Below are 12,238 nucleotides of genomic sequence, written 5' to 3'. Positions count from 1 at the left end.
TGGGAGGCCCGCACGGCTCAGATGGTGAGCAGGATCTTGCCGCGGTGCTCCCCCGAGTCAAAGTATGCGTGGGCTTCAGCCGCCTGCTCCAGCGCAAAAGTGCGCTCGACGACGGGACGAACCGCACCGGATTCGACCAGGGGCCACACCCCGGTCCTCACGCCCTGGACCACCCGGCCCTTGGCCTCGATGTCGCGGGCGCGCAGGGTCGTTCCGATCACGCGCAGGCGCCGGGTCATCAGCTTCGCCAGGTTCAGCTCCGCCGTGGCACCGCCTTGGAGCGCGATGACCACGAGCCGGCCGTCCTTGGCCAGCACGTCCACGTTCCGCCCCAGGTATTTGGCCCCCATGATGTCCAGCACGACGTCGGCTCCCTGGCCGCCGCTGATCTGGCGCATGCGTTCGACGAAGTCCTCCTCGCGGTAGTTGATGCCCTCCAGGGCCCCGAAACCGCGGCAGAAGTCGATCTTCCCGGCGCTTCCCGCGGTGACGACCACCCGCGCGCCGCGGGCCGCCGCGATCTGGGTGGCCATGGTTCCGATGCCGCCGGCGCCGCCATGGACCAGGAGCCACTCCCCCGCGGCCAGGTTCGCCTCCATGAACAGGTTGGACCACACGGTGCAGGCCACCTCGGGCAGGCCCGCGGCTTCCACGAGGTCCAGGCCCGCCGGCCGGGGCAGCAGCTGCTGAACGGGCACCGCCACATACTCCGCGTAGCCGCCGCCGGCGAGGAGCGCGCACACGGGTGTTCCGGCGTCGTACCCGGTGACGCCCGGGCCGAGCGCCACGATGGTCCCCGAGACCTCGAGCCCCGGGATGTCCGAGGCCCCGGGCGGCGGCGGATAGGTCCCGCCGCGTTGTCCGACGTCGGCCCGGTTGATTCCCGCGGCGGCGACCCGCACCAGCACCTCGCCGGCGCGCGGCGTGGGGACCTGGCGGTCGACGATGGTGATGACTTCGGGGCCTCCGGCGCCGGCAAACTCCACGGCGCGCATCGTCTGCGGCACGGCGGTGGGGGTGGCGTGGCTCATGATGGGGTCCCTTCCCGTGGCTGGCTGTTTCCTCCGCCCACCCTATCCGTGCATTTTCCGGCTCCCGGGGCCCTCGCGTATAGTTCTCGTGTCTGGAAGGTTGTCCGAGCGGCCTATGGAGCTGGTCTTGAAAACCAGTGTGCGGTAACCCCGTACCAAGGGTTCAAATCCCTTACCTTCCGCGCACCATCCGGGAAGCCGGGCCCTGGCGGGTCGGCTTCCCGGATGCGTTAACTGCCCTCGCCCCGGCCATCGGCCGCGAAGAGTCCGGGGCTCAGCTGGCGCAGGATCTCCCCGCGCAGCCCCGTGGTGTCCGTTTCCCAGAAGGCCTCCGGATAAACCAGGGCTCCGCCGGCAATATGCGGCCCGGCGCCGGTGGCGTGGACCATGAACGCGGCATCGGGGATCCGCACCGAGGGCTTGCCGAATCCCGCGGGCCCGGCCTCGACAAAGCCCAACTGTGGATAAAACGACGGAGCGCCCTCGAGGAAGACCAGCGGCCAGCCCGCGTCCCGTGCCCCGGCGAGCGCGGCGCGCACCAGGGCCTTGCCGATGCCACGGCCTTGCCATCGGGGCTCCACGGACAGCGGCGACAGGACCAGGACGTGGTGCAGCTTCTCCAACGAGTCGACGTAGGCCCGCGTCATGCCGACGTGGCCGACGACCCGGCCACCGGCGTCGGCGACGAGTTCGAAGCCCCGGTCCTGCTGCCACGAGCGGCGCAGGGTGTCCACCAGGGCACCCACCGTGTGGCCCTCGGCCGGGTCGTCCGCGCCGAAGGCAGCTCCCACGACGGCGCCGATGCCGGGCCACTCGCCGGGTTCCGGGGGCCGGATGAGCCACCCGGGGTGCGGGTCCGGTGGGCCGGGTTGGGGCGGTTCGTGCGCTGTTGGGGGCATGGAGCGAGCGTAGCCGCGGCGTGCACCTCTGTCACCCGGGGTCTATCCACAGTTCACCTCTTGCTGTTTCACTGGTTTACATCACTGAAAGGTTCATTGACGAACCTGCACCAGAGAAGGGCACCATCGTGAACGCATCACGCACCCGGGCCGGCCTGTGTCTGGCCGCCTGCACCACCCTGATCGCCGCCAGCGCGGCAGCCGGCCCCGCCATGGCCGCCCCCGCTGCCGACGGCGGCGGCATCGTCATCAACGAGGCCTACCTGTCAGGCGGCAGCGCCAACGCGGTCTACCAGGACAAGTTCGTCGAGTTGTACAACGGCTCCGCATCGCCGGTGACGTTGGACGGCTGGACGCTGCAATACCGATCGGCCACCGGAACCGCTGCCACCAACACCTCGGTCGCGCTCTCCGGGACCGTTCCCGCCCACGGCCACTTCCTGGTCGGTGGGGGTAGCAACGGCGGGAACGGGGCCGAACTGCCGGCACCCGATCTGGCCACCTCGTTCAATCCGAGCGGCAGCCAGGGCACGATAGTGCTCTCGAACCAGGCGGACCGGCTGACCCTGCCGACCGGTTCGGTCACCGACAACGCAGCTGTCGTCGACCTGCTCGGCTACGGCTCCTCCAACACGTTCGAGACGGCCGCCGCCACGGCCCCGGCCGGCAACTCGGATCCGAAGTCCCTCGAGCGCGCCGACCACGCGGATACTGACAACAACGCAGCAGACTTCACCCTGAACGCCGCCCCCTCCCCCACAGCGTCCGGCGGGACCGACCCCGGCACGGATCCGGATCCCGTGGACCCGGTGACCGCAAGCATCGCCGAGATCCAGGGCACCGGCGATTCCACCGCGCTGGCGGGCCAGTTGGTCACCACGCGCGGCGTGGTCACCGCCACCTACCCGACCGGTGGCTACGACGGGTACTACATCCAGACCCCGGGCACCGGCGGTGACTCCGGCTCGACGGCCTCGAGCGGGCTGTTCATCTATTCGGCTGCCACGGTGTCCGACGTGCGGGTCGGCGACTACGTGGAGGTCACCGGCACGGCCGGCGAGTTCTACGGCCTCACCCAACTCAGCGTCCCCGCTGGCGGCGCCACCGTCCTCGACGAGCCGGCCGAGGCCGTGAAGCCGTTGACCGTCGCCTGGCCCGCCACCGACGCCCAACGTGAGGTGTACGAGGGCATGTTGTGGGATCCGCAGGGCCAGTGGACGCTCGCCGACAACTATTCGCTCAACGGCTACGGCGAACTGGGGCTGGCCTTCGGGACCTCCCGCCTGGTGCGCGGTGCCACGACCCTGCCCCAGGCCACCGATGTGGCCCCGGCTGGTTCGACGAAGGCAGCGGCCGTCGAAACCGAGAACCTGGCCCGCTCCGTCACCCTGGACGACGGCTCCACTGCCAACTACCTGGGCGCCGATCAGAACAAGGACGTCCCGCTGCCCTACCTCGCCCGCGGATCCCAGGTCCGGGTCGGGGCCCCGGTGGACTTCATCGGCAACGTCATCCTCGACTACCGCCATGACGCCTGGCGTTTCCAGCCGCTGACCCGGCTGACCGGTGCCAACACCGCAGACCAGCCTGTCGCCTTCGGCAAGACCCGGACCTCCCACCCGGAGGACGTCGGCGGTGACGTGAAGATCGGCACCTTCAACGTGCTGAACTACTTCACCACCACCGGAGACCAGCTCAGCGGCTGCAGCTTCTACACCGACCGCGACGGCCAGCCCGTCACGGTCCGCAGCGGCTGTGAGGCACGGGGTGCGGCGAATGCCGCCAACCTGCAACGCCAGCAGGCGAAGATCGTCGCGGCGATCAACGGACTGGACGCCGACGTCGTCTCGTTGGAGGAAATCGAGAACTCGGCGGCCTTCGGCCAGGACCGCGACAGCGCGCTGGCCGAACTGGTCGACGCCCTGAACGCCGCGTCCACGAAACCGGGCCACGGCAAAGGCCACGGCAAGGGGCCGAAGACATGGGAGTACATCCCGACCCCCGCCGCCGTTCCCGCCGACGAGGACGTCATCCGCACCGCCTTCATCTACCGCAAGGCAGCGGTGAAGCCGGCCGGCCCCTCGGTCATCCTGGACGACCAGGCCTTCTCCAACGCGCGTCCTCCGCTGGCCCAGGCCTTCACCGCGGCCCGCGGGCCCAAGCATGATTCCTTCGTGGCGATCGTGAACCATTTCAAGTCCAAGGGCTCGGGCCCCTCGGATGGTTCAGGCAACGAGGACACCGGTGACGGCCAGGGCGCCTGGAACGCTGCACGCGTCCAGCAGGCGACCGCGCTGGTGGACTTCGCCGAGCAGATGAAGCTCCGGGCGAAGACCACCCAGGTCCTGCTCACGGGCGACTTCAACTCCTACACGCAGGAGGATCCGATGCAGGTGCTCTACGCAGCCGGTTACGTCGACCTCGGGTCCGGGACCGGCAAGCAGTCCTACCTCTTCGCGGGGCGGACCGGATCACTGGACCACGTGCTCGCCTCCCGCCCGACGGCCAGCAACGTCTCGGGTGTGGACATCTGGGACATCAACGCGGACGAGCCCATTGCCCTGGAGTACAGCCGGTACAACTACAACGTCACCGACTTCTACGCCCCTGACCCCTACCGGGCCTCTGACCACGACCCGCTGGTCGTCGGCCTGGACCTCGGCGGCAAGAAGGGGCACCACCGGAAGTGATCCGGCGGCCCGGGATCAGTCCCGGGCGGCCATCCTGACCAGTTCCAGCGCGACGGCGTCCGCATCCCCCAGGGTGCGGGCGCCGTCCTGGAATCCGGCCCCGGCTTCCGCGGCGATGGCAGTGCCCCACTGGACGCTGGAGAGCTGCAGCCCCAACACGAAGATCCCCCGGTGGGCGATCCCGTGGCCGTCCACCAACCGGTAGGGCTGACCCACGACGTCGAACCCGGAACCATGGACGGCGTCCCCCTCAGAGGTGTCCATCAGCCGCGGCCGGGCCAGCCCATCGGCCAGCAGCTGCTCCAGCAGCGGAGAGGCGGATTGGGCGACCCGGTTGGCCGGCATCATGGCCTCGAACATGTACCGGGCGGTGACCGGCTCGTCCTGCACCCAGGGTGAGGACGCCGCAAAATGGCCGGCCTCCTCCTCGAGGGAGAACACCGGATCGGGTCCGATGAACTGCACGACGCCGGCACGCGCCAAGGCGGCCAGCTCCTCGATGCGCTGCAGCGGCGGGCCGCTGGCCAGGCCCTCCACCAGGGGTTCGAACCAGCGGGCGAGCTCCTCCAACCGGCTGGCGTCATCGAGCAGGCCCTCGGCAACGAACCGCTTGACGATGCCGCGGCCGGCGTTCAACGCACCGATGGCCATCTTCAGCGGGTCGTCCTCGCCCCGGGCCGATGACGCGGCATCCTCTTCCAGGTACCGCAGCACTGCGTCCTGGTAGGCGTCGTGCCCCACGAACCCGCGGTCGGCGAACGGGTGGCCCAGTGCCGCCACGTCCAGCCACGCGGCGCCCGGCGCCGCCCGTTCAACGAGTTCACGGGCCACCGTCCGCCAGACCTCCTGGCCGTGGACGTGCGGAGCGTCCAGGACGTCGTCCAGTTCGGCCAGGAAGGCCGCGGGGTCCTCGAAGAGTCCGGGGCTGACGCGGACGAGCGTTGCGTAATAGGTCCGCAGCACGTCGCGGTGCAGCAGCGGCCAGACGTGGGCGTTGAAGCCGACCTTTCCTGCGGGTTCCCCCGGGGCACCGGCGGCTGCGAGCTCGTGCACCGCATCGAAGCCCAGATGGCGCAGGGAGACCGAACGCGGCAGGTACGTATCGATGCATGGCTTCGCCCGGTAGGGGGCGCCGCGGCGGGACGCTGCATGCAGCCCGGGTTCGGTCCCGCTCGCCCGGTATTCCAGCGCATGTCCGGGCCCGGCTCCGGTGGGGACGAACTCCCCGCCCCGGCCGACGGTCAGCGCGGTCATCGCGTCGAAGAAGTTCAGGCCGAGGCCGCGCACCAGCACCGGCTCCCCGGGCGGGTACACATCCCAGTCGACGTCGGCCGGCACATTGGGTCCCTGGTAGTGCAGGCCAACTGCCGTGGCCCGTTCCCCGGCGACGCGCTGCTGCGGGTTCGGGTGGGCCGGGACGTGGCCCACGGCCAGCACCACCGCCTCGGCGGCCAACTCCTGCCCTCCGGCGTCGTGTCCGTCGTCGTCCCCGGTGCCGGCGAGCGTGATCCGGTAGCCGTTGGCCTCGCGCCGGATGGCAGTTGCCTCCGCGCGGACGACCTTCAGGGACGCGACCGCGGGGTGTGCGCCGAGGCGATCGGCGACCCGGGTGAAGACGTGGCGCAGATAGGCTCCGTAGAGGGCCCGGCCCGGGAACCCGTCGGTGGACAGGTTGGCCAGTTCCGCTTGCTCGGTGGCATCCAGGTCGGCGCCGTCGCCGCCACTGGCCCGGAACTCCTCGAACGTCAGGCCCGGCCGGTCACCGGATCCGCGCGGCGGGGCGACGGTGGGGAAGAGTGCCGGGGTGTTCATCAGGTAGTAGCGCGCCTGCCCGGGGGCCCAGACGTGGCCGGGGCCGGGTTCGCAGGGGTCCACGATGGTGAGGTCGAGCCGCCAGGGTGGTTCGTCGGAGCCAGCTGCAGCCGTGGCGTCGTCGAGGTGGGCCAGCAGGCGTTCCAGGGTCGAGGTGCCCCGGGGGCCGGCACCGATGATGACCACGTTGAACCTGCTTGCTGCCACCTGCTGCTCCTTCGTCGTCGACGGGCCGGATCCCCGGCCGCTACCCCGCCGGTCCGCCGGAGGCAGGGGTTCCCAGCGTACCGCCCGGGCCCGGAGCGGATCATAGACTGGGCCCATGGACAGCACCGTGGACACCCCAACCCCGGACCGGGGCACAGACGCCGAACCGCACGACCGGTGGGAATGGCTGGAGGACATCCACGCCCCGGCTTCCCTGGAGTGGGTGGGCGCACGCAACGCCGCCACCGAGGCCATGCTGCACGACGGGCGCTACCGCGCCCTGGAGTCCTCGATCCTCTCGGTACTCGACGCCGACGACCGCATCCCGATGGCCACCAAACGCGGCGGCTTCTACTACAACTTCTGGCGCGATGCCGCCCACCCCAAGGGCCTATGGCGCCGCACCACGTGGGATTCCTACCGGGGCGAGACCCCGGACTGGCAGGTCCTGCTCGACGTCGATGCGCTGGCCGCCGCCGAGGGCGTCGACTGGGTCTTCGCCGGGTCCCGGCTGTTGCGCCCCGCCGACGGGGGCGAATACCAGCGGGCGCTCCTGCGCCTCTCACCCGACGGCGGCGATGCCGTCGAGATCCGCGAATTCGACCTGGCCACCGCGGCGTTCGTGCCCGGTGGGTTCACCCTGCCGGCGGGCAAGACCCAGGTCGGGTGGGACGGCCCGGACGCCTGGTATGTGGCCACCGATTTCGGCCCGGGCACGCTGACGCGATCCGGCTACGCCCGCACCGTGCGACGGGTCGAACGCGGCATGGATCCCGCCCGGGCCCCGGAGGCCTTTTCCGTCGACGCCTCCCACGTCATGGCCGCCGTGTCGGTGGACCAGACCCCTGGCTTCGGACACGTCACCGCCACCGACGTCATCGACTTCTTCAACACCCGCACCTCGATCCTGCGGGCCGGCACGTGGATGCCGATCGACGTCCCCACCCATGTGCGGGTCGGCATCCACCGGGGCTGGCTGCTGTTCAGCCCCCAACAGGACTGGGACCTGGGCTCCCGGCACCTGCCCGCCGGGTCCCTGGCCGTGGCCGACCTGGAGGACTTCCTCTCCGGCGGGCGCACCGTCACCAGCGTCTTCACCCCGGACGCGGCCACCTCGCTGCAGTCCACCTCGTTCACCGCCGATCACCTGTTGTTGAACGTCCTGCACCACGTCTCCTCGCAGATCCTGGTGGCCGACCCGGCAGCCGGCTGGGGCCTGCGCCCCCTCGACGTCGGCGCCGGGACCCACCTTGACTTGTCAGTCGCTGCCGTCGATGACAAGGATCCCGACACCGCCAACGACTACTGGCTGGTCTCCTCCGGGTTCCTCACCCCGGCCACGCTCTCCCGCGGGAGGATCGGTGCCGGGGCCCCGCAACCGGTGAAGTCCTCCCCGCCCCGGTTCGACGCCACCGGCCTGGAGGTCCAACAGCACTTCGCCACCAGCGACGACGGCACCCAGGTGCCCTACTTCCAGGTCGGCCCCGCCGATCTGGTGCACGACGGCGGAAACCCCGTGCTCATGAACGGCTACGGCGGATTCGAAACCAGCCTGACGCCGTCGTACTCGGCGGTGGTGGGCCTCTCCTGGCTGCGCCGGGAGGCCAACACGGGCCGGGACGGCGTGTATGTGCTGGCCAACATCCGTGGCGGCGGCGAATACGGCCCGTCCTGGCACCGGGCCGCCCTGCGGGAGAACAGGCACCGCGCCTATGAGGACTTCGCTGCCATCGCCCGGGACCTGGTGGCCCGCGGCGTCACCACCCCGGGGCATCTCGCGGCCACGGGGCGCAGCAACGGCGGCCTGCTGGTGGGGAACATGCTCACCCGGTATCCGGAACTCTTCGGCGCGATCTCCTGCGGGGTCCCGTTGCTGGACATGCGCCGCTACACCCGGCTCTCGGCGGGGCATTCCTGGATCGCCGAGTACGGGGACCCCGATGTGCCCGGGGACTGGGAGTTCATCCGCGGGTTCTCCCCCTACCACCTGCTCGACGAAGCGCTTGCCGCGGGAACGCGTTTCCCGCCGGCGCTGATCTGGAGCGCAACCAGCGACGACCGGGTGGGCCCGGTGCAGGCCCGGAAGATGGCGGCGAAGATGCTCGACGCCGGCGTGCCGGGGATCTGGTACCACGAGTCGCTGGAGGGTGGGCATGCGGGGGCATCGGATAACCGGCAGAGCGCGCAGATGCTGGCCACCAGCTACGAGTTCCTCTGGCGGACGGTGGCCTGAGCGCCGCTTTTGAATTTCGGGGCCAGTTGTCGGTAGTCTGGGGGGGTTGCTTTAGCAGCGCTGGAGACGTGCCAGAGCGGCCGAATGGACTTCACTGCTAATGAAGGGTCGGGGTTAAACTCGACCGGGGGTTCAAATCCCCCCGTCTCCGCTGAAAAACCCCTACTCAGGTAGGGGTTTTTTTGTTCCTACTTCTTGCCGAACGCGGTGAGCAACTGTTCCACCATCTCCACGGGCAACCCGGTGTGCTCGTGCACGATCTCTGCGGCGCGGCCCAGTTCACCGGAACGCATGAAACCCAGGAAGCGGCCCTTGTCCTCACCGGGCAGATCGCTGGCGCTGAAGCGGACATGCCCGTCCGGTCCGTCGCCCTCGAAGCTGAAATCCGCGATGTTGTCACCCATCGAGGCGGGGTTGCCGTCCACCGGGGCCGTGTCCAGCAGCTGGCGGATGGAGTCCCGGTCCAGCCCCGAGAACTTGGCCAGCAGCTCGGCCGCGCCGTCGAGGTCGTGGTCGCGCAGCAGCGACTGGAACTGGTCGAATTCGGCCGGGGGCAGCTCGTCGGTGCCGAATTCGCGGACCACGCCGTCCTGTTGTGCCGAGATCCTGAAGGTGGAGGTCTTGCGGCTGGCCCCGCTGCCGAATTTTTCGGCCCACTCGTCGGGGATCGTGAAGTCCTCACCGGCCGTGGGCGCATCGGCCGGTCCGCCTGCTGCCGCGTCGATGCCCGCAGGCGCCGCCGGATCGGCGTCGGTGGGTTCCACCGGAGCGGTTGCCGGGGTGTCCGGCGCAGGAGGCTCAGCCGCTGCGGGGCCGGCGGATTCGCCGGATGCGTCGGGCGCTGCGGGTGGGGCCTCCGACGGGTCGGCTGCGTCGGAGAGGGTGCCGCGTTCACGGTAGACCTGCGGATGCGCCTCGAGGCTGCGCACGGCGATGATGCTGGCCTTGACGCCGGCTCCGGTGGCGGTCCGGTATTCCTGGACCGCACCCATGAAGTTGCCCTGGGCCAGGTTCCGGTACACGGCGCGGTGGGCATCCGCCCCCAGTTGTCCCGCGGCCTGCTGCGCGGACTCGGGGCCAACGGCCGCCTTGACCTCGGCCGAGGTCTTTCGACGCAACCGTGTCAGCAGCCACCACCCCAGCACAATGACCAGCAGGGGGACCAGAACCCACAACAACGTCTCCATGGTCCAAGTCTAGGGCCGTCCGTCCACCAGGTCAGGCGGAGACCGCCAGGACGAACGGCAGCACCGCGGGAGCCCCGGCGTCGCGGAGCACGCGGGTCGCCTCGGTGATGGTCCACCGGCTGTCGACGTAGTCGTCGATGAGCAGCACCGGGCCCCCCAGCCCCTCCAGTTGCCCGGCCAGTTCGGCACCGACGGCCAGCTGGCCCCAGACCGCCGCCAAACGGAAGGCGCTGTTGCCCCCTGATCCGCCACGCGGGCCGCCATGGGGGTATTCCAGCGCCCCGAGGTACGGCAACTGCCCGATCCGGGCGATGCCGGCGGCGAAGGACTCGACCAGTTGCGGACGGGTCCGCGAGGGCATGGACACCACTGCGGCGGGGCGTTGGGCCCAGTCCCATTCGGAGAGCACCTGGACGCAGGCGCGCAGCATGGCATCCTCGATCGGCTCGTCGGCGACCTGTTCGGCGGTGGTGGAGAGCAGGGTCCGCAGGCGTGCCCCCCAGCCCAGGTCGGTCAACCGGGCCAGCGCCCGCCCGGGCCGGGCCTGGTTGGCGGGGGCGATCTTGCCCTTCAGCGGCACCCCGAGCCGGTCCATGCCCCCGGGCCACATGGCCCGGGGATCCAGTTGCACGCCGACACGGCCCAGTGCCGTCTGGGATCGGTCCCGGGCCTCATCGCCGATGGTGTCCTGGTACCAGGGCCCCGCACAGTTGTCGCAGCGCCCGCACGGGGCCGCCTCGGGATCGTCGAGCACCGTCGAGAGGAATTCCATCCGGCAGCCGGTGGTGCGTTCGTATTCGAGCATGGAGTTCTGCTCGTCCACCCGGGCCGCTGCCACCCGGGAGTAGCGGCCGGCATCGTAGACCCAGGGTTCGCGGGTGCGTGCCCAGCCGCCGGCGACCCGTTCGACGGCTCCGTCGACCGCCAGGACCTTGAGCAGCAGCTCCAGTGGCGAGCGGCGCACGTTGACCCGGGCCTCCAGCGCCGGGACCGATACCGCGGTGCCGGCGGCCTCGAGTTCGGTGAGCACCGCGTGGGCACGGTCCTCGTCCGGCATGGAGGCGGTGGCGAAGTACCGCCAGATCTCACGGTCCTCCGGGCCGGGCAACAGCAGCACGTCGGCGTTCTCGGTGCCACGACCGGCACGGCCGACCTGCTGGTAGTAGGCCACCGGGGAACTCGGTGCGCCGACGTGGACCACGAACCCGAGGTCGGGTTTGTCGAACCCCATGCCCAGGGCACTGGTGGCAACCAGCGCCTTGACCTCGTTGTCCTTCAACGCCTGCTCGGCGGCGGCGCGTTCCTCCGGATCGGTGCGCCCGGTGTAGGAGCGCACGTCATGGCCGGCCTCGCGCAGCAGCCGGGCGATGTCCTCGGCGGCGGAGACGGTCAGGGTGTAGATGATGCCGCTGCCGGGCAGGTCGTGAAGGTGGGTCAGCAGCCAGGCCAGTTGCATCCGCGGGCTGGGCAGGCGCAGCACCCCCAGCCGCAGGGATTTGCGGGCCAGCGGCCCGCGCAGCGTGAAGACCTCGGCCCCGCCGACGGCCAGCTGCTCCTGGACGTCGTGGACCACGCGCTCGTTGGCCGTGGCAGTGGTCGCCAGCACGGGGACGTTGGACGGCAGGGCGCCGATGAGGTCACGGATCCGCCGGTAGTCGGGCCGGAAGTCGTGCCCCCAGTCCGAAATGCAGTGGGCCTCGTCGATGACCAACAGGCCCATGCGGGCGACGAGGTCCGGCAGCTGCTGTTCCCGGAAGGACGGGTTGTTCAGGCGTTCGGGTGAGACCAGGAGCACGTCGACCTCGTCGGCATCGAGCTTCGCGGTGATCTCCCGCCATTGGACGGCGTTGGCCGAATTGATGGCCTCGGCCCGCACCCCGGCCCGGGCCGCCGCGGCGACCTGGTCGCGCATCAACGCCAGCAGCGGGGAGACGATCAGCGTCGGGCCGGCACCGCGGGCGCGCAAGAGCAGCGAGGCGACGAAGTAGACGGCTGATTTCCCCCAGCCGGTGCGTTGGACCACCAGGGCGCGTCGGCCGCCGTCGACCAGCGCCTCGATCGCCTCGAACTGCCCCTCGTGGAAACGCGCGTCCTCGTTCCCGACCAGCCGGCGCAGGACCCCTGTCGCGTCGTCGTGCAATTGCCTGTGAGCCGTTTCAACCATGGCCCCAGTATTCCA

Annotated in this window: 7 protein-coding genes and 2 tRNA genes; 4 read left to right on the top strand and 5 right to left on the bottom strand. The window is 70.4% G+C overall.

Translation table 11 applies throughout. The features are described 5' to 3' along the window. Positions 1–17: 17 nt before the first annotated feature. Complete coding sequence (locus ACN0TP_RS13255; RefSeq protein WP_417219720.1) at positions 18–995, bottom strand: NAD(P)H-quinone oxidoreductase; 978 nt, start codon at positions 993–995, stop codon at positions 18–20. A gap of 130 nt (positions 996–1,125) precedes the next feature. Here ACN0TP_RS13255 and ACN0TP_RS13250 point away from each other — a divergent pair. After that, positions 1,126–1,213, top strand: a tRNA-Ser gene (locus tag ACN0TP_RS13250). A 48-nt stretch (positions 1,214–1,261) separates the two neighbouring features. Here the strand turns inward: ACN0TP_RS13250 and ACN0TP_RS13245 are convergent. Further along, positions 1,262–1,930 (bottom strand): GNAT family N-acetyltransferase, encoded by a 669-nt coding sequence (locus tag ACN0TP_RS13245; RefSeq protein ID WP_417219679.1) that lies wholly within the window; start codon positions 1,928–1,930, stop codon positions 1,262–1,264. Between the two features lie 128 nt (positions 1,931–2,058). Here ACN0TP_RS13245 and ACN0TP_RS13240 point away from each other — a divergent pair, with 128 nt between their 5' ends. Beyond that, entirely contained in the window at positions 2,059–4,620 is a 2,562-nt protein-coding gene (locus ACN0TP_RS13240; protein ID WP_417219678.1) for an ExeM/NucH family extracellular endonuclease, read from the top strand. A gap of 15 nt (positions 4,621–4,635) precedes the next feature. On the opposite strand, the gene ACN0TP_RS13235 is transcribed toward ACN0TP_RS13240, so the two are convergent. Beyond that, positions 4,636–6,639: an FAD/NAD(P)-binding protein gene (locus ACN0TP_RS13235; protein ID WP_417219677.1), complete on the bottom strand. Its 2,004-nt coding sequence runs from the start codon at positions 6,637–6,639 to the stop codon at positions 4,636–4,638. A gap of 115 nt (positions 6,640–6,754) precedes the next feature. Here ACN0TP_RS13235 and ACN0TP_RS13230 point away from each other — a divergent pair, with 115 nt between their 5' ends. Both ACN0TP_RS13230 and ACN0TP_RS13225 read left to right on the top strand, forming a co-directional pair. Then, complete coding sequence (locus ACN0TP_RS13230; RefSeq protein WP_417219676.1) at positions 6,755–8,872, top strand: prolyl oligopeptidase family serine peptidase; 2,118 nt, start codon at positions 6,755–6,757, stop codon at positions 8,870–8,872. A gap of 62 nt (positions 8,873–8,934) precedes the next feature. Beyond that, positions 8,935–9,023: transfer RNA gene (locus ACN0TP_RS13225), tRNA-Ser, on the top strand. Between the two features lie 37 nt (positions 9,024–9,060). Here the strand turns inward: ACN0TP_RS13225 and ACN0TP_RS13220 are convergent. Then, positions 9,061–10,059 carry a hypothetical protein gene (locus ACN0TP_RS13220; protein WP_417219674.1) on the bottom strand — a complete coding sequence of 333 codons (999 nt, stop codon included), beginning with the start codon at positions 10,057–10,059 and terminating at the stop codon, positions 9,061–9,063. Between the two features lie 31 nt (positions 10,060–10,090). After that, positions 10,091–12,223, bottom strand: a complete 2,133-nt coding sequence (locus tag ACN0TP_RS13215) for a RecQ family ATP-dependent DNA helicase (protein WP_417219673.1) — start codon at positions 12,221–12,223, stop codon at positions 10,091–10,093. Between the last annotated feature and the right edge of the window lie 15 nt (positions 12,224–12,238).

Origin of the sequence: Arthrobacter sp. (genome assembly GCF_048266065.1) — a bacterium.
In the GTDB taxonomy this organism is placed as follows: Bacteria; Actinomycetota; Actinomycetes; order Actinomycetales; family Micrococcaceae; genus Arthrobacter_H.
The sequence above is the reverse complement of the archived record's forward strand: the minus strand, read 5'-3'. Positions and strand labels throughout refer to the sequence as shown.